Annotated in this window: 16 protein-coding genes; 5 read left to right on the top strand and 11 right to left on the bottom strand. The window is 71.0% G+C overall.

Annotated features, from left to right (window positions below; all coding sequences use genetic code 11):
• Nucleotides 1-70: 70 nt before the first annotated feature.
• Nucleotides 71-577: a Fur family transcriptional regulator gene (locus tag BM249_RS02585; RefSeq protein WP_091968659.1), complete on the top strand. Its 507-nt coding sequence runs from the start codon at nucleotides 71-73 to the stop codon at nucleotides 575-577.
• Nucleotides 578-600: 23 nt separating this feature from the next.
• Here the strand turns inward: BM249_RS02585 and BM249_RS02580 are convergent, their stop codons facing one another.
• The gene (locus tag BM249_RS02580; RefSeq protein ID WP_091968657.1) at nucleotides 601-2,118 is read right to left on the bottom strand and encodes a sugar transferase; all 1,518 of its coding nucleotides are present in this window, start codon (nucleotides 2,116-2,118) and stop codon (nucleotides 601-603) included.
• Nucleotides 2,119-2,606: 488 nt separating this feature from the next.
• On the opposite strand from BM249_RS02580, the gene BM249_RS02575 reads away from it, so the two are divergent.
• Complete coding sequence (locus BM249_RS02575; RefSeq protein ID WP_091968655.1) at nucleotides 2,607-3,875, top strand: MFS transporter; 1,269 nt, start codon at nucleotides 2,607-2,609, stop codon at nucleotides 3,873-3,875.
• A gap of 41 nt (nucleotides 3,876-3,916) precedes the next feature.
• On the opposite strand, the gene hmuQ is transcribed toward BM249_RS02575, so the two are convergent.
• Entirely contained in the window at nucleotides 3,917-4,249 is a 333-nt protein-coding gene (gene hmuQ / locus BM249_RS02570) for a heme-degrading protein HmuQ (RefSeq protein ID WP_091968653.1), read from the bottom strand.
• A 79-nt stretch (nucleotides 4,250-4,328) separates the two neighbouring features.
• On the opposite strand from hmuQ, the gene BM249_RS21110 reads away from it, so the two are divergent.
• Both BM249_RS21110 and BM249_RS02565 read left to right on the top strand, forming a co-directional pair.
• Entirely contained in the window at nucleotides 4,329-4,616 is a 288-nt protein-coding gene (locus tag BM249_RS21110) for a hypothetical protein (RefSeq protein ID WP_143103667.1), read from the top strand.
• A gap of 8 nt (nucleotides 4,617-4,624) precedes the next feature.
• Entirely contained in the window at nucleotides 4,625-5,026 is a 402-nt protein-coding gene (locus BM249_RS02565; protein WP_091968651.1) for a helix-turn-helix domain-containing protein, read from the top strand.
• 157 nt (nucleotides 5,027-5,183) lie between these two features.
• Here the strand turns inward: BM249_RS02565 and BM249_RS02560 are convergent, their stop codons facing one another.
• From BM249_RS02560 to cbiE, 4 genes are read right to left on the bottom strand one after another with little or no spacing between them, the layout of a single operon-like run.
• Nucleotides 5,184-6,497: a cobyrinic acid a,c-diamide synthase CobB gene (locus BM249_RS02560; RefSeq protein ID WP_091968648.1), complete on the bottom strand. Its 1,314-nt coding sequence runs from the start codon at nucleotides 6,495-6,497 to the stop codon at nucleotides 5,184-5,186.
• On the bottom strand, nucleotides 6,494-7,276 hold the full coding sequence (cobM, locus tag BM249_RS02555) for a precorrin-4 C(11)-methyltransferase (RefSeq protein ID WP_091968646.1): 783 nt from the start codon (nucleotides 7,274-7,276) through the stop codon (nucleotides 6,494-6,496). Before cobM ends, BM249_RS02560 begins: the two co-directional genes overlap by 4 nt.
• Nucleotides 7,273-7,689 (bottom strand): cobalamin biosynthesis protein, encoded by a 417-nt coding sequence (locus BM249_RS02550; protein ID WP_091968643.1) that lies wholly within the window; start codon nucleotides 7,687-7,689, stop codon nucleotides 7,273-7,275. Before BM249_RS02550 ends, cobM begins: the two co-directional genes overlap by 4 nt.
• The gene (gene cbiE / locus BM249_RS02545; protein ID WP_091968640.1) at nucleotides 7,668-8,894 is read right to left on the bottom strand and encodes a precorrin-6y C5,15-methyltransferase (decarboxylating) subunit CbiE; all 1,227 of its coding nucleotides are present in this window, start codon (nucleotides 8,892-8,894) and stop codon (nucleotides 7,668-7,670) included. Before cbiE ends, BM249_RS02550 begins: the two co-directional genes overlap by 22 nt.
• A 14-nt stretch (nucleotides 8,895-8,908) precedes the next feature.
• Between cbiE and BM249_RS02540 the strand changes: the two genes are divergently transcribed.
• Nucleotides 8,909-9,637 carry a cobalt-precorrin-6A reductase gene (locus BM249_RS02540; protein ID WP_091968638.1) on the top strand — a complete coding sequence of 243 codons (729 nt, stop codon included), beginning with the start codon at nucleotides 8,909-8,911 and terminating at the stop codon, nucleotides 9,635-9,637.
• Nucleotides 9,638-10,038: 401 nt separating this feature from the next.
• Here BM249_RS02540 and cobJ read toward each other — a convergent pair whose 3' ends face one another.
• From cobJ to cobN, 5 genes are read right to left on the bottom strand one after another with little or no spacing between them, the layout of a single operon-like run.
• Nucleotides 10,039-10,797, bottom strand: coding sequence for a precorrin-3B C(17)-methyltransferase (gene cobJ, locus BM249_RS02535; protein ID WP_091968636.1), 759 nt, complete (start codon nucleotides 10,795-10,797; stop codon nucleotides 10,039-10,041).
• On the bottom strand, nucleotides 10,794-11,588 hold the full coding sequence (locus BM249_RS02530; RefSeq protein WP_091968634.1) for a precorrin-2 C(20)-methyltransferase: 795 nt from the start codon (nucleotides 11,586-11,588) through the stop codon (nucleotides 10,794-10,796). Before BM249_RS02530 ends, cobJ begins: the two co-directional genes overlap by 4 nt.
• Nucleotides 11,588-12,220: a precorrin-8X methylmutase gene (locus BM249_RS02525; RefSeq protein WP_091968632.1), complete on the bottom strand. Its 633-nt coding sequence runs from the start codon at nucleotides 12,218-12,220 to the stop codon at nucleotides 11,588-11,590. Before BM249_RS02525 ends, BM249_RS02530 begins: the two co-directional genes overlap by 1 nt.
• Nucleotides 12,217-13,485, bottom strand: a complete 1,269-nt coding sequence (locus BM249_RS02520) for a hypothetical protein (protein ID WP_091968630.1) — start codon at nucleotides 13,483-13,485, stop codon at nucleotides 12,217-12,219. The genes BM249_RS02525 and BM249_RS02520 overlap by 4 nt, the downstream gene beginning before the upstream one ends.
• A complete protein-coding gene (cobN, locus tag BM249_RS02515; RefSeq protein WP_280142639.1) occupies nucleotides 13,482-17,174 on the bottom strand; it encodes a cobaltochelatase subunit CobN in 3,693 nt (1,230 codons plus the stop codon). Before cobN ends, BM249_RS02520 begins: the two co-directional genes overlap by 4 nt.
• Between the last annotated feature and the right edge of the window lie 4 nt (nucleotides 17,175-17,178).

Raw genomic sequence — 17,178 nt, 5'->3', positions numbered from 1 at the left:
CATCGTGAGACTTCAACGGGCCGGCTCGAACCGACCCGCCCTCACCGTCAATCACTGGGATCGGGAGCCCATGCACGACCACGCGGGCACGCAGGCCGGATCGGGAGGATGCGGACATCACCACGGCCCGGAAGAAGCCCTGGCGCGGGCCGAGGCCGTCTGCCGGGCGCGCGACCTACAGTTCACCCGCCTGCGCCGGGACGTCCTCGAAGTGGTGGCGTCACAGGCGCGACCGCTCGGGGCCTACGACATCGCCGAGCGCCTCAGCGCCACGGGCAAGCGGGTGGCGGCGGTCTCGGTCTACCGCGCCCTCGACTTCCTGACGGAGAACGGCCTCGTCCACCGCATCGCCAGCCGCAACGCCTTCGTGTCCTGCGGCCATGCGCACTCGGACGGCGCCGGCCTCGTTTTCCTCATCTGTCGCTCCTGCGGCACCATCGACGAGACCACCTCGCCCGAGGTCGAGGATGGGCTCGGCCGCACCCTGGCCAAGCTCGGTTTCAAGCCGGCGAGCCGGATTCTCGAGGTCGAGGGCGAGTGCGGTGCGTGTCTCGAACGGGCCGCGGCCGAGGACTGAGCGTTCCAAAACGGGACGGTCGCTCAAAACGCGTTGTTGTAGGCGCGGGGCGAGATGACCGTCTGGACCATGATGCGCAGGTCGAGCCAGATCGACCAGTTGTCGATGTAGTACAGGTCGTGGGCGACCCGGCGCTCCATGTCGAGGTCGGTCAGGGTCTCCCCGCGCAGGCCGTTCACCTGAGCCCAGCCGGTGATACCCGGCATCACGTTGTGACGGCGCGCGTAGTGGGCGATGCGCCGCTCGAAGCTGCGGTCGTGGGCCAGAGCGTGCGGGCGCGGCCCGACCAGGGACATCTCGCCGCGCAGGACGTTGATGAGCTGCGGCAACTCGTCGATGTTGGAGCGGCGCAGCACCGCCCCGATGCGGGTGATACGGGAATCGTTGCGCGAAGCCTGCCGGAAGACGGTGTCGCCCTCCGTCTTCATGCTGCGGAACTTGTAGACGCCGAAGGCCTGCTGGTTGAAGCCGTAGCGCCGCTGTCGGAAGAACACCGGACCCGGACTGTCGAGCTTGATCAGCACCGCGACGGCGGCGAAGAGCGGCGCCAGCATGACCAGGGCGGTGGCCGCGAGGGTAAGGTCGACGGCCCGCTTCAGCAGGATCTCGCCGGCCTGCAGCGGACGCCGGCCGATGCTGAGGCCGGACAGGCGGCCGATGCGGCCGACCTTGATATCGGGAAAGCGGTCCATCACCGAGCCGGGGCGCAGGTGCAGGGCGGCGGGCACGCGCAGGAACGCGTCGATACAGCGCTCGATGTCGCTCGCCTCCGTCCACGGGACCAGGATGAACACGTCGTCCGGGCGCAGGAAGCGTACCACCGACACGGCGAGATCGAGGTCTTCGGCCATCTGCGTGGCGCGGCCGAAGGCGTCGGCCTTCTCGTCGGCGCGGCGCAGATAGCTCGTGCCGATGACGCGAAGCCCGAGGGCCTCCGGATCGTTGTGGGCATAGAACCGGGTGATGTCCTCCTCGAACCCGACGAGGTGGATGCGGTTGATGGAGGCCGAGCCCGGCCGGATCGCGCCGCGCACGAGGGCGGTCATCCCGGCGCGGACGCCGAGCATCACCGGCAGGCCAGCGAGGAAGAAGCCGAGGGAGACGAGGCGGGAAAAATCGTTGGTGGTCTTCGTCGCGAAACCGAGGATTAGCACGACGGCCCAGGCCGACACCCACAGGGTCGCGGTGCGCCGCAGGTAGGGGCCGTACGAGAGGGCCGTCTCGATGCTGTACTCCTCCCGTGCCAGCCGGGTGAGGAGCACCAGCACGGCCACGAGTCCCGCGATCTGCAATCCGCCGCTGGTGCCGTCGGGCGGAAAAGATCCGGGCACGCCGAGGGAGTACGCGATGTCCACGGCATAGGCCGTGCTCAGGATGGCCAGGAGATCGGCCACCGCCATGGATACGCTGAGGCCGAGGCGAAAGGCGGCGCGCCGCCGCTGGGGAAGAAGGGCTGCCCAAACGTCCCGTCGGGCAAGCTTGTTCAACGGGACGGCTTGCGGTGCGGCGGCGAAGACTTTCTGGACCGGTTCCTGAAACATCCGAATGCCATGTCCCGTCGTGAAGCGGAAAGTGTTCAGGATCGACGCAACAGGCCCGTCGGTCCCGGATTCTTCGCATCACGGCGCAAGCTTCGGACCTCGTATCCCCGGGCGGGCGTGAGCCGGATGGTCGAGACGCAACAGATTATGTCGTGTGTGGGACTGCGTTCTCTGCATCGGCCTTAAGAAAGGCTTTGGCTTTCAGCAATCGTCCTCAGACTTATCCACCGGAAAGTCTTCGAATATGGCGCGGATGAGACGTCGAGGACGCGATCGAAACGCATCGCGCAGGTGCGCTGTCTGCCGTGGTCTGGCTGCCATGCACGGCCCATTTATGCCATGATTATGACATGAAATGAGAGCAGCGCCGGCATTCGGAGTGCCGGCATGGAATGGTTTCTTTCATAACATTTGAGTGTGTCGGTTCATTTCGTCAGCGGTGTGACAAGGCTGTTTTCGGGGAATCCGGGAGACGTCGGAAAGCGTTCATGGTGAACATCAACGGCCAAGTCGCCGCGCGCGAGCGAATCGACGCGGCGACGCCCTTCGCCCCGTCGCCGCCAATCCCGTCGCCCTCCGTTTCAGTCGCGAGGGTCGGTCCGTCCGTTGCGGTGCTGGCGGCTCTGAGCCTGTCGCATCTCCTCAACGATCTCATCCAGTCCCTGCTGCCGGCGATCTATCCCCTGCTGAAGGCGCAGTTCCGGCTCGATTTCGGGCAGATCGGCCTCATCACGTTTGTGTTCCAGCTCACCGCGTCGGTGCTTCAGCCCGTCGTGGGCCTTTACACCGATCGCAAACCGCTCCCGTTCTCCCTGGCCATCGGGATGGGCTCGTCCCTTTTCGGCCTCCTGCTTCTTTCGGTGGCCTGGGAATACGCCCTCCTGCTCTTCGCGGCCGCCCTCGTCGGATTCGGTTCGGCGGTGTTCCATCCCGAGGCGACGCGGGTCGCTCGGCTCGCCTCGGGCGGGCGATACGGTTTGGCACAGTCGGTGTTCCAGGTCGGCGGCAATGCCGGAACGGCCCTCGGTCCCCTGCTCGCGGCCTTCGTAGTGGTGCCGCACGGGCAGGGAAGTGTCGCGTGGTTCTCCCTCGCGGCTCTGGCCGGCATCGGCGTCCTCGCCTTCGTCGGTCGCTGGTACGCCGGGCGGCTTCGGGCGACGACGCGTCCGGCATCCCGCGCGGGCGTCCGGGCCGCGCCCCTGTCGCGCGGGCGGGTCGGGCTCACCATCGCCATCCTGCTGACGCTGATCTTCTCGAAATATTTCTACCTCGCGAGCTTCTCGTCCTACTATACGTTCTATCTGATCCAGCGATTCGGCGTGTCCGTGGCCCAGTCGCAGGTCTACCTGTTCGTCTTTCTCGGCGCCGTGGCTGCGGGAACGATCCTGGGCGGCCCCATCGGCGACCGGTTCGGCCGCAAGCCCGTGATCTGGGGCTCGATCCTCGGTGTCCTGCCCTTCACCCTGGCCCTGCCGCATGCCGGCCTGACCGGAACCGTGCTGCTCACCGTCCCCATCGGGATGATCCTGGCCTCGGCGATGCCGGCGATCCTAGTCTATGCGCAGGAATTGCTGCCCGGACGGATCGGCCTCGTCGGTGGCCTGTTCTTCGGCTTCGCGTTCGGGATGGGCGGCCTCGGCGCGGCGATCCTGGGCGAGGTGGCGGACCACGCCGGCATCGTCACGGTCTACGCCCTCTGTGCCTACCTGCCGCTCATTGGACTCGCGGCGGCATTCCTGCCTCGGATCGTCCGATGACGCCGCGCCGGGCCGGCCCCGCACGGCATCATCCGTCCGCGTCAGTCCGGCGTGGCCGCCGACCCGTTCAAGGTCTGGATCGTCTCGAACCCCTCGAATTGCGGGTGCCCGAGGTAGAGGGGCTTCGTGGTCGGGACCCGGCCGTGAGCCTTGCGGAACTGCTCGGAGCGGGTCCAGGCCTCGAAATCGGCCTTCGAGGCCCAGATCGTGTGCGAGGCGTAGAGCACATGGTCTTCATGCTCCGGTCCCCGCAACAGATGGAATTCCACGAAGCCTGGCATCTCGCCGAGCTGACTGTCGCGTCCGAGCCAGACCTGCTCGAAATCTTGTGTGGACTCCTTGACGACTTTGAAGCGATTCATCGCGATGTACATGATACTGGTCCGTGCTGTCCGCGCGGGGCGGGGGTCCCCCACCCTAGCCCAGGTGAAGTCGGAACCCAAAGGATGTGGCGTGGCGCCGCCGGACGGGGTGGATGTCGCGAGCGAGTCGCTTGCTTTCCGTGACGGCTTTATGGTCAATCTGAATGGATATAGAATTTCGTTAGAAATCGCATACAAAGTCACGGTCGGTGCTGCGGGTGACGCAGGGATGAGCTGCTTCAAAAACTTGAAAGAGCGCGTCGCCTCCAAGAATCGGCCCCGAACACGGACGGATTTGCGCGATATCGTGCGGGTTTCTTCCTTTTGTCTGCTTCCTTCGCCGATCCAGACGGTGGTGCTCGCGAACTTCAGGGACTGAATCGAAATATGATGCCCAAACAGACCACCGATGTTGACCGCCTCGTCGGATTGCGGATCACTGCCCTTCGCAAGGCCCGCGGCTTGAGCCAGACGGCCCTCGGTACCGCCGTCGGCGTGACGTTCCAGCAGGTTCAGAAGTACGAGAAGGGGCAGAACCGCGTCGGCGCCGGTCGCCTGCGCGAGATCGCCCGGCTCCTCGAAGTCCCGGTCTCGGCGTTTTTCGAAGAGGACGACGCCGACGGCACCCAATCCGACGTATTCGGATTTCTCAGTGCTCAGGGCGCCATCGAATTGCTGCGGGCCTACGCGTTGATCGACAACGCGGATCTGCGCCGCGACGCCCTCGCCATCGTCCGCACCATCTCGAAGATGGGCAAGGTCTCGACGCCCGACGTCGTCGTCGAATAGGCCGGGCCGTCGCCCGTCGGACCTCTGGAGACGTGATCCGATTCCGTCGGATCACGTCTCCAGAGGCCGATCCGGGACCATTGTTATCCTTGTCTCACGAATGCCGTTCGATTTCTCTGGAATGGCGGCGTTTCGTTGTCCTCCAGCGACATACGGGTCAGCCGATGAGGTGGAAGAAGCTGCCCGTCACCCGGCCGGCGCGGTGGCCGGCGAGTCCGATGGCAACGCCCTCCGCATCCGTGACACGGGCGAGGGCGATGTCCTCGCCGGGCGGCGGTGTGCGCTCGCTGGCATAGTGGAACTCGTGGCCGACGAGGCGGGTGCCGGCTCGTCCCAGGGGGCCATCCGCCAGCAGGGTCGCGACGCGGTAGCCGAGGTGCAGCTTGCGCATCCGGTATGAGGTCGCCACCGGCAGCAGGCCCGCCATCGGATGCGTGACGCCCTCGGCATCCTCCAGGCTTTCGCCCAGCACCATGTAGCCGCCGCACTCGCCGTGGACGGGTTTGTCCACGGCGAAATCGCGCAAGGCCCCGAGGAAGGTCGCGGCTCCGGCGAGGCGCCCGGCATGGAGTTCGGGGTAGCCGCCCGGCAACCAGGCGGCGTCGCAGCCGGCGGGCGGCGCCTCGTCGGCGAGCGGCGAGAACGGCACGAGTTCGGCGCCCCGCGCCCGCCAGCCCGCCGCCATGTGCGGATAGAGGAACGAGAAGGCGGCGTCGGACGCGACGGCGATGCGCTGGCCCGGCGGGGTCGGCAGCGCCGCATCGGCGTCGGGACGGGGCGTCGCTCCGGCTGCGGCGGCCAGGATGGCGTCGAGGTCGAGGCCGGCTTCGGCGAGATCGGCCAGCCGGTCGAGGCGGGCGTCGAGGTCGCCGGTCTCGCGGGCCTGGACGAGGCCGAGATGCCGCTCCGGCAGGGTCAGGTTGGTGTCGCGCATGAGGGCGCCGAGCACCGGCAGGCCGATCTTGGCCAGACCCGCTTCGACGAGGCGGCGATGGCGCGGGCTCGCGACCTTGTTGAGCACCACCCCGGCGATGCGGATGCGCGGATCGTAGTGCACGCAACCGAGCGCCACGGCGGCGGCCGATTGCGCCGCCCCCGACACGTCGAGGACGAGGAGCACGGGCCAGCCGTAGCGGGCGGCGATGTCGGCATTGGCCCCCGTGCGGCCGGCCCCGGCCACGATCCCGTCGAACAACCCCATGGAGCCTTCCGCCACCACGAGGTCGGCGTTCGTGCCGGCGAGGCCCGCCACGGCGTCGAGCATCGGCTCCGCCATGGCGAAGCTGTCGAGGTTGAAGCTCGGAAAGCCCGTGGCGGCGGCGTGGAAGGCGGGATCGATGTAGTCCGGTCCGCATTTCGCGCCCCGCACGGCGATCCCGCGCCGGGTCAGCGCCCGCATGAGCGCGAGGGTGAGGGTGGTCTTGCCCGAACTCGAACGCGGGGCGGCGACGAGGAGGCCCGGCACGCTCACGCGCGCTCTCCCCTGACCGTCGCGGCGTTCGGCCGGAACCGCCGGTCGTAATCGGTGGCGTAGAGGGCGCTCTCGCGAAACTCCACCGGGTCGAGGGCGGGGCCGACGAGGATGAGGGCCGTGCGTTCGAGCTTCGCGTCCGCCACCTGTCCGGCGAGGGTCGCGAGGGTTCCGGTGAGGACGCGCTCGTCGGGCCAGGTGGCGCGGAACACCACCGCCGCCGGACATTCGGCGCCGTAGAACGGCGTCAGCTCGGCCACCACGGCGTCGATGACATGGATCGAGAGGTGCAGGGCCAGGGTCGCGCCCGTCGCGGCGAAGGCCGCCAGGGTCTCGCGCTCCGGCATGGCGCTGGCCCGCCCCGACGTGCGGGTGAGAACCACGGACTGCGCCAGACCCGGTACGGTCAGTTCGCGCCCGAGCACGGCGGCCGCGGCGGCGAAAGACGGGACGCCCGGTGTCACCGTGTAGGGAATCCCGGCTTGCCTGAGCCGGCGGGTCTGCTCGGCGAGGGCACTCCAGATGGAGAGATCGCCCGAATGCAGCCGGGCGACGTCCTGGCCCGCCGCATGGGCGGCGGCGCATTCGGTGATGATCGCGTCGAGGTCGAGGGGGGCGGTATCGACGATCCGCGCGCCCGGCGGGCACCAGCTCAAGATTTCCGGCGCCACCAGAGAGCCGGCATGGAGACAGACGGGGCAGCGGGCGATGAGATCGCGGCCGCGCACGGTGATGAGGTCGGCGGCACCCGGGCCGGCGCCGATGAAATGGATGGTCATGGCGCCTGAGTGACGGATTCCCCGGGGAGTGCAAGGGCGCATGTCGCCCCGGCGCTGGCGATGCGGGGGCCGAGGAGGGTGGCGCCGGGGCCGGCCGCCGCGAGGGCGGCGGCTTCCGCCACGGAGCCGACGCCGCGCGTGGCCGTGATACGGGCCGAGCGCGTGACGACGCGGTCGTCCACGGCGATCAGGTCTTCTGCCGGAACGCCGATCAGGGGAACGCGCAAGGCGGCGGCGGCGGCGCGGATAGCCGGTTCGTCCGCCCGGTCGGCAGCAGTGACGAGGCAGCCGAGGGGGAGGGGCTGCGGCACCAGGGCTCGCGCCACGAGGGCGAGGATCTCGTCCGCCGCCGTGGCACGGCGAAAGCCGATGCCGGCGACGACTCCGCCGGTCACGGCTTCGTCCAGACCCATTGCGTCACCGGCATCGCCGTGCGCCAGCCGTGGAGGTGTCCCACCGGATCGGCTCTCGCCACTGAGAGGCGCTTGAGCGCGCCGCCATGTTGGGCGAAGGCGGCGAGCAGCACGGTCTCGCCCTCCAGGGTGACGACGTTGGCGACGAGGCGGCCGCCGGGAACGAGGGCGTCCCGCGCCCGGTCGAGGAGCCCCGGCGCCGTGACGCCACCGCCGATGAACACCGCGTCGGGGCGTTCGAGGTCGGCCAGGGCCTGCGGGGCGGCGCCCTCCACCACGGCGAGGCCCGGCACGCCGAGATGGCTGGCGTTGCGCCGGATGCGGGCGGCGCGGGCCGGGTTGGCCTCGATGGCCAAGGCCCGGAGACCCGGCCGGCGCAGCATCCATTCGATGGAGATCGAGCCGGCCCCGGCGCCGATGTCCCAGAGGAGCTGGCCGGCGCGGGGCCGCAGGGCCGCCAGGGTCACGGCGCGGATGTCGGATTTGGTAAGCTGGCCGTCGTTCTCGAACCAGGCATCGTCGAGGCCCGGCGCCAGGGGCACCACCCGCGCATCGGGGGCCGCCGCCACCGCGATGGCGAGGGTGTTGAGCGGATCGATCCCGTCGAGGGCAAAGGTTTTCGCGGTGGCTTCCCGTCGCCTCTCCCGCGGGCCGCCCATGGCCTCGAGCACCGTCAGGGTCGATTCCCCAAAACCCCGCTCCGTCAGGAGGGCGGAGACGGCCGCCGGGGTCGAGCCGTCCCAACTGAGGACGAGGAGGCGGGCGCCGGGCTGGAGATGGGGAATGAGGTTCGGCAGGGCCCTTCCGTGCAGGGTGAGGCAGGCGGTCTCGGCGACCGCCCAGCCCAACCGGGCGCAGGCGAGGCTGAAGGCCGAGGGTTGGGGAAACACCCGAAGTTCGTCGGCCGGGACGAGGCGGGCGATCTCGGCGCCGATCCCGTAATGGAACGGGTCGCCCGTGGCGAGGATACAGGTGGGCTGTCCGCGCCGCGCCAGGATACCGGGATAGGCGTCCGAGATCGGGCTCGGCCAGGGCCGCGTCTCGGCATCGAGCGGCCCGGCAAGCTCCATGTGGCGTCGCCCACCATACACGCAGGTGGCTTCGTCGAGGGCGGCGGCGGCGGCGGGGCTCAAGCCCGCGCGGCCATCCTCGCCGATGCCCACGAGGGTGAGCCAGGGTTGGCTCGACACGGGCTCAGGGCTCATGGACAAGGCTTTCCATGCTCACGCGTTGTCTCATCCTCGGCGGCACCGGCGAGGCCAGCGCCCTGGTGCGGGCCCTGCCCCCCGGCCTCGACGTCATCCTGTCGCTCGCCGGTCGCACCCAGGCGCCGAAAGCCGAACCCGTTCCGACGCGCATTGGCGGCTTCGGCGGCGTCGAGGGGCTTGCCGCCTACCTCGCGCAGAACCGCATCGGCTGCGTGATCGACGCCACCCACCCGTTCGCCGCCCGCATGAGCGCCCATGCGTGGGAAGCCTGCACCCGCACCGGTACGCCGCTGCTCGCCATCCGCCGCCCGGCCTGGGACCCGGTGCCGGGGGACCGCTGGACGGTCGTTCCCGACATGGAGGCCGCCGTCGCGGCTTTGGGAGACACGCCCCGCCGGGTGTTCCTGACGGTTGGCCGCCAGGAGGTCGGGGTGTTCGCGAACGCGCCGCAACACGACTATGTCGTCCGCTCCATCGAGCCCGTGGACCTGCCGGTGCCGCGTCTCACGGCGTTGTCCGCGCGCGGCCCCTTCGCGGAGGCCGACGAGGGGGCGTTCCTGAGCGAACAGGGCATCGCCGTCCTGGTCAGCAAGAATTCCGGCGGGGCGGCCACCTACGGCAAGATCGCCGCCGCGCGCGCCCTCGGCTTGCCCGTCGTGATGGTGGCGCGACCGGAGAAGCCCGAATGCCCGAGCGTGCCCGAGGTGGCGGGCGCCTTGGTCTGGCTCGCCGCCCTTTGAAGGGGACGTTTGCGCGGCGGAAGAACCAAGGCGGCGCCCCGCCTTTTCGCATTCGCCGACTCTCTTTCCGGATTTCTTCGAATCCGTATTCGCAGAGGCCTCCAGAGTGGCGCAGGGCGCAACGCGCTCCCTCTCCTGGAAGGAGAGGGTGGGGGTGAGGTGTGTGACCTTTTCGGAGAAGCCCCGCACCTCACCCTGTCCCTCTCCTTCCAGGAGAGGGGACCCGCGCCGCCCGCGTGTCGCGTGAAGCCGCGCGCCGAAAGTGGGGGGAAGGTGGTGTGCGTGAACGATCCGAATGGGATTGCGATGGGATATGTCCAGGCCCGAGCGCGGTGAGCCGTACCAGCCGCGCGTGAGGTGAAGACCGTCGCCCCCGACGGACAACGACCGACCGGCCGATCTCACGCCGGCACGCTGCGCGGGGTGTAGACATACGGGCGCACCCCGTCCCCGCGCGGAATCAAACGCGTGCCCGAGGCGCCGATGATCACCATGGTGGCCATGTCGGCCGTGGTCTCGCGGGCCTCCGCCAGGGTGAGGACCCGGATCGCCTCGTCGGGGCGCGAGACCGCGCGGGCGAAGATCACCGGGGTCTCGGGGGCGCGGATCTCGGCCGTCAGCGCCAGCGCCCGGCCGAGCTGCCACGGCCGGGCCTTCGAGATCGGGTTGTACAGGCTCACCACGAAGTCGGCCCGCAGCACCGCCTCCAGCCGGGCGGTGACGACCTCCCAGGGCTTGAGGTTGTCGGAGAGGGACAGGGCGCAGAAATCGCCGCCGAGGGGCGCGCCGAGGCGGGCGGCGGCGGCCAGCATGGCGGTGATGCCGGGTTCCACCGTGATGTCGAGGGTCCGCCACGCGGGATGACCCGCCTCCACGGCCTCGAACACGGCCGCCGCCATGGCGAACACACCGGGATCGCCCCCCGAGACAACGGCGACGTGGCGGCCGGCGGCGGCGAGTTCGAGGGCGTGGCGGGCGCGGTCGACCTCGACGCGGTTGTCGGTGGCGTGCCGGGTCAGGCCCGGCCGCTCGGGCACGCGGGCCACGTAGGGAATGTAGCCGATGAGGTCCTGCGCCCGGGCAAGCGCCGCCTCGGCGGCGCGGGTGAGGAGATCGGGATCGCCCGGCCCGAGGCCGATGACCGTGACGGAGCCGGTCACGGCCGGCGGCCTTCGCCGGGCAGGAGCACCATGGAGAAATAGGGCGCCGTGTCGTCGGGCTTCTCGTGCAGGGGCACGACGCGCTCGCCCGCCATGGTGCCGCGCTCGACATAGACGGCGCGCTCCAGCACGCCGGCTTCGGCAAGCGCCGCGCGGACCTTCGGCAGATGGCGCCCGAGCTTCATGATCACGGCGGCGTCGGTGCGGGCGAGGCGCTCGACCAGGGCCGCGTGCGGCAGGGTGGCGGGCAGGACGGTGAGCACGTCGTCGCCCCAGGTGATGGGGGTGCCGGCCCGCGTCCAGCAGCCCGACATGCCGGTGACGCCCGGCACCACCTCCACGGGGAAACGGTCCTTGAGGCGGCGCCACAGGTGCATGAACGAGCCGTAGAAGAACGGGTCGCCCTCGCTGAGGATCGCCACGTCGCGCCCGGCGCCGAGATGGTCGGCGAGCTGCCCGGCCGCGTCGTCGTAGAACGTGGCCAAAGCCGCGACGTAGTCGGGATGCTCGGGGTGCAGTTCGGTGGTGTAGGGGTAGACGAGGGGAAATTCCCGCGCCGGCTCCGGGGCCAGCACCGCATCCGCGATGGTACGGCCGTTGCCGCGCCGGCCCTTCTTGCAGAAATGCACGAGAACGGGCGCCGTTTGCAGGACCTTCATGGCCCGCACGGTGAGGTAATCGGGCTCGCCCGGCCCCATGCCGACGCCGAACAGGGTCCCGGTGAGTTTCACCACCGGGCGCGCGGCTTCGTCGTGAGGCGCGGCGGGGGGAGGGGAAGCGCCCGCGTCCATCACTCGATCTCCTGCGCCAGGGCGTTGATGGCCGCCGCCGTCATGGCGCTGCCGCCGCGCCGGCCATGCACCACCACGAAGGGCACCCGGCCATCGCGGGCGAGTGCCTCCTTCGACTCGGCGGCGCCGACGAATCCCACGGGAATGCCGATGACCGCCGCCGGCGGGGCGACGCCCTCGTCCAGGAGTTCGAGGAGCCGGAACAGGGAGGTCGGAGCGTTGCCGACCGCCACGACGCTGCCGGGCAGGTGCTCGCGCCACAGTTCCATGGCGGCGGCCGAGCGGGTGGTGCCCATGCTGGCGGCCATCTCGGGCACGCGCGGGTCGCTCAGCGTACAGATCACCTGATTGTTCGCCGGCAGGCGTGCGCGGGTGACGCCGTCCGCAACCATGCGGACATCGCAGAGGATCGGTGCCCCGGCCTTCAAGGCGGCCTCGCCCGCTCGCGCGAAATCGTCCGAGAGTTCGACGTCGCGGGGCAGGTCGGTCATGCCGCAGGCATGGATCATCCGCACCACCACCCGCTCGGCGGTGCCGTGGAAGCGGGCGAGGTCCGCCTCGGCGCGGATCATCGCGAAGGAGCGGGCGTAGATCGCCTGCCCGTCGCGCAGATAGTCGAGGCGCGAACTCATGTGTCGGAGATCCTGAAGGCGTGAGCGAGGGAAGTGGCCGAATCCGCACTCCTTACGCGGTCCAGCGCGGCCTCGAAAGTGAGTTGGATCGCCGGCTCGGCATCGGGGCGCCCGTCGAGGACGATGCCGTAATGCCCGCCCCGGCCCACGAGGGTGAGGGCGGCCGAACCCGGATGGGCGCAGCCCTTGGCGCAGCCGGACACGTGGGCGTCGATCCCCGAACCCCGCAGGGCTTCGGCGAGGCGGGCCGCATCGGCCAGCGTCGGCGTCGAGCCGGAGGCGCAGGCGGGCGCGCCGGGGCAGGCCGCGACCCGTCCGCGCGGATCCTCGGCCGCGTCGATGAACCCGTATGCGCCCAGGGCGTCGCGGGCCTGCCGGGCGGCGTCGCGATCCGGTGAGACGAGGACGGCGCCACGGGTCGCGCTGAAGGTGAGGTGGGGGGCGTCGAGGCGTTCGCTCCAATCGGCGAGGTGCAGGAGGCCGTCCGCCGTGCAGCGCCCGAACGCAGCCTCGACGGCCAGCGCCGTGCGGTCTCCGAGCGCGTGCAGGCCCGGCGTCAGGGGCGGAAGGGCGGCGGGCGCCGCCATGGGGTCGGCGGGCCTCGCCTCCCGCCAGAGGTCGAGGTCGCGCAGGCGCCGGGCGCCGCTCGCCGCCAGGGCGCGCAGCCACTCGGCGACGGCGGCGAGGGCTTCGGTCGATGACACGGGTGCGAACCAGACCAGACCGTCCGACCCGGCGAGGGCGGGGGCGATCCGGTCGGGACCGAGGACGCGTAGGGCGATGTCGGCTTCCACCGCGCCGAGGCCGAAGCCGTCCGCCGCTTCGAGGAGCACCAGGGTTTTTGCCGGCAGGCTGGGAACCGCGCGCCCGGCCGCCTCGACGGCGTCCGCCAAAGTGTCGTGGTCGAACAGGGGGGGCGTCAGGGTGAGGCGCTGCGGGCCGCCATCGGCCCGTACGTCGCCGAGGCCGACGGCCGCGAGGTGGTCGGCGAGGGGGCCTCGCGTCTCAGGTGTGACGCCGCGGATCTGGAGATTGGCGCGGGCGGTCACGTCGATATGGCCGTTGCCGAAACGTCGCGCGCCTTCCGCCACGGCCCGCGCCTGAGCGGCGGTGAGGCGACCGAGGGGCAGGTGGACGCGGGCGAGGAGGCCGTCGCCCGTGGGCATCGGCCGGGCGAGGCTCGGGCACCAGCCGCGTCGGTTCGGGGCTTCGGGCAGGGCGCGGCGGCCGGGGGAGGGGGGCGCGGTGGGGCAGGCCGTGCTCATTCCGCCGCCTCGGGCATCAGTTCGTCCGCCGCCATGGCGTTGCGGCGGGTCTGCCACATCCCCCGGCGGCGGGCCTCGTCGAAGCGTTCGAGGATGGCGCGGGCGGCTTCCGGATTGGCGGCGCGCAGGGTCTCGAAGGTGTCAGGATCGGCGATGAGGGCGCCGTAGAGCCGGTCGAGGTCGGCATCCGACACGGCGTCCGTGGTGGCGGCGAGGACGAACACCGCATCGACGCCCTGCGCCAATTCCTGGGCCCCGCGATAGCCGTGGCGCAGCTGCGCCGCGATCCAGCGCGGATGGCTGAGCTTGCCCCTGATCAGCCGGGCCGCCTCCTCGCGAGCCGTGCGGGTCTTCGGGGTGTCGGGCGTCGCGACGTCGAGGCTGTAGAGGGCCGGTTGCGCGCCACTCAACGAGGCGGCCGCCGCGAACCCGCCCATGGCCTCCACGGCGGCGTCGCCGTCGAGGAGGTCGCGCTCGGCGACGTCGAAGGCGTGCACATAGGCGTCGGCCTGCGCCACGCGGGCGGCGAACCCGGCATCGGCGCGGTCTTCGGCGCCGCCATAGGCGTGCGAGGTGGCGTCGAGATAGGCGCGGCCGAGGTCGTCCCGGCTCTCCCAGGCACCGTCGAGGGCAAGGCCGCCGGCCCCGGCGCCGTAGCGGCCCGGCGCGGCGCCGTAGACGCGGGACCCGGCCTCGCCCCGCCGCCGGGCGGCGGCGAGGGGGTTTTCGGAATCCTCCTCGTCACGGCCGGCGACCGCTTCGGCGGCGCGGGCGAGGAGCGCCAGGGTCTCGGGGAAGGTGTCGCGAAACGCGCCCGAGACCCGCACCGTCACGTCGATGCGCGGCCGGTCGAGGAGAGCGAGCGGCAGCACCTCGAAGCCGGTGACGCGGGTCGAGGCGTGGTCCCAGACCGGGCGGACTCCCATGAGGGCGAGGGCATGGGCGACGTCTTCGCCGCCCGTGCGTAGGGTCGGCGAGGCCCAGAGATCCATGACGATCCGGGCCGGATACTCGCCCTCGTCCTGCAGGTAGCGCCGCACCACGGCGTCGGCGGCCTTGGCCCCGAGGGTGGTGGCCGCCCGCGTCGGCAGGCTGCGCGGATCGAGGGTGGTGAGGTTGCGGCCCGTGGGCATCACGTCCGTCCGTCCGCGCGACGGCGAGCCGGCGGGACCGGGGGGCACGAAGCGCCCGTCGAGGGCGGCGAGCAAACCGTCGCGCTCGGCCGTGGCGCAGGCGGCGACGTGCGCAGCGACATCGGGGGCGGCGCGGCCGAAGACATGGAGGCCGACGCGGGTGGTGACCTCGCCGAGGTCGCACAGGTGCGCGTCGAGGGCGCTCAAAGCGTCGGGCATGGCCGTCTGCGCGTCGATGCCGGCGGCGGCGAGCAGCCCGGCCGATTCGGCCTCCTCCAGGATGGTGCGGGCCAGGATCGCGGCGCGGCGCGGATCGAGGATGCTCGCGGCCGAATATTCTTCCACGAGTTCGCGTAAGTGGGCCGCGTCCGGGTCGAGGCCGGCGCATTCGATCTGGGGCGTGAGGTGGCCCAAAGCCACCCCGCCGAGGCGCCGCTTGAGGGGCGCGGCCTCGCCCGGATCGTCGACGATGAACGGGTAGATCACGGGCAGGGACCCGATGGCCCGCGCCGGCCAGCAATCGGGCGACAGGGCCACGGCCTTGCCGGGCAGCCATTCCGTGGTGCCGTGGGTGCCGAGGTGGATCAGGGCGTCGAAGTTCCTTCGCAGTCCGAGGTGGAACGCGAGGTAGGCATGGGTCGGGACGGCGTCGGGGTCGTGATACCCGGCCTTGCGGTCAGTCGACCGCCCCCGGTCGGGTTGGAGGAACAGGGCGACGTTGCCCGGCTGGCCTGTACCACCCGCAGACTGATCCCGGTGTGAGCGCTTTCCATTGGCTGAATCGAGCGCGAGTCCCCTCTCCTGGGAGGAGAGGGACGGGGTGAGGTGGGTGGATTCTCTGGAAAGGTCACACGCCCTACTCCAACCCTCTCCTTCGAGGAGAGGGGGCTCCGTGCGGGCGTTACCTTGCGCCGAGGCTTCCCCCGAAGCGTCTTTCCCACGGTCGGTCGCCAAAATCATGGGAAAGTGAAACCCGCCGTCCCGGCACAGGGGATCGGCTTCGGGCTCCCCCCAGGCTTCGATCAGCTCGGCGCGCGCGCTCTCCGGCAGCCCATCGAACCACGCCCGATACGCGTCGAAGCCCACGAAAAAACCGCGCGGCCCGTGCGTGAGGGCGCGCATCAGCCCATCGGCGTCGGGCAGGGGGCCGGCGGCGTAACCCGCTTCGCGCAGGTCCGACACGATGGCGCGCGCGCTCTCGGGCGTGTCGAGTCCGACGGCGAAGCCGGCCCGGCCGCCGCGCGCGGGGTAATCCGAGAGCACCACGGCGAGGCGGCGGTTCGGACGAGGCGTTTGCGCGAGCCGCACCCAGGCCGCCGCCCGGTCGGCCAGGGCGGCGATGCCTTCGGGGTAGGGCCGGGCCCGGCGCTCGGAGAACCCGTCGATCTCCGGGCCGTCCTCCTTGAACGAGATGGGGAAGCCCGAGAGGCGCCCGTCGAATTCCGGCAGCGCGACCTGCATGGCGAGGTCCGCCGCCGCCAGCCCCCGGGCCGAAGCCTCCCAGGCGGCCCGCGCCGCGCCGACGGTGTAGGCCTGGATCACCGGGCAGTCGGCGGCGTCGAGGACAAAGCCCGCATCCTCGCGGGCGGAGAACGCCGTGGCGGCGATGAGGATGGCGGGTCCGTCGGCCGCGAGGGTTTCACGCAGGACGCCCAAAGCCGCCGGGTCCTTGAGGCTCGACACCGCCACCATCGTCACCCGGAAGCCCCGCGCCTGCAGGGCATCGCCCAGGGCGGCCAGGGGCGCGGTGTCGCCCGACAGGATGGCCGAGCGGTAGACGACGACGAGGGCGAGCGGCGCCGCACCGGCCCAGAGGGGGCGCCCGGCGGCGGCCGCGCGGTCGCGGTCGATGGGGCCGCAGCCGGGGCAGCAGACGAAGCCGCGCGGCAGGGCCTGGGGCTCCTCCACCGCCACGGGAAACCCGATCTCGGCCGCCAGGCGCCCGAGCATCCGGCGCAGGTTCTCAGCGCCGCCCGCCCGGAAATAGGCGTCGAGGACCGGGGCGAGGGCGGGGGCCGTCGAGAAGGCGTCGAGGCGCGGATCGGGCCGGTCGTCGCCCGGCAGGACCACGAGGGTGACGCCGCCCGCCCGCGCGGCCGCCGCCGCCCGCTCGATGCCGTAGCGCCAGTAATCGAGACCGCCGAGGCAGCGGATCACCACGATCTTCGAGCGCGCGATCACCCCATCGACGTAGAGATCCACCGACATGGGGTGGCGCAGCTTCGCGAGCTTCGCGAGGCGTAAGGTCGGGCGTGGAGGCGCTTCGGGAAAACACGCGACAGGCTCCCTCCCCTGGAAGGAGAGGGCTGGGGTGAGGTGCGGGACATGCTCGGAGATGTCACACACCTCACCCTGCCCCTCTCCTTTCAGGAGAGGGGACCCGCGCGCGACGGTCTCGGATGCGGAGGGTGAAAAGGCCTGTGCGTAGGCGCCCGCGACCCCGAACAGGTCGGAATCCGTGAACGACAGAAAGACGATGTCACCCGGTGCCTGACCGAGATCGATGGCGGCTTCGCCCTCGTCGAGGGAAACCGTATCGACGCGGATCAGGTGCATGGGT

The sequence above is a fragment of the Methylobacterium gossipiicola genome (genome assembly GCF_900113485.1).
GTDB lineage: Bacteria > Pseudomonadota > Alphaproteobacteria > Rhizobiales > Beijerinckiaceae > Methylobacterium > Methylobacterium gossipiicola.
The sequence above is the reverse complement of the archived record's forward strand: the minus strand, read 5'-3'. Positions and strand labels throughout refer to the sequence as shown.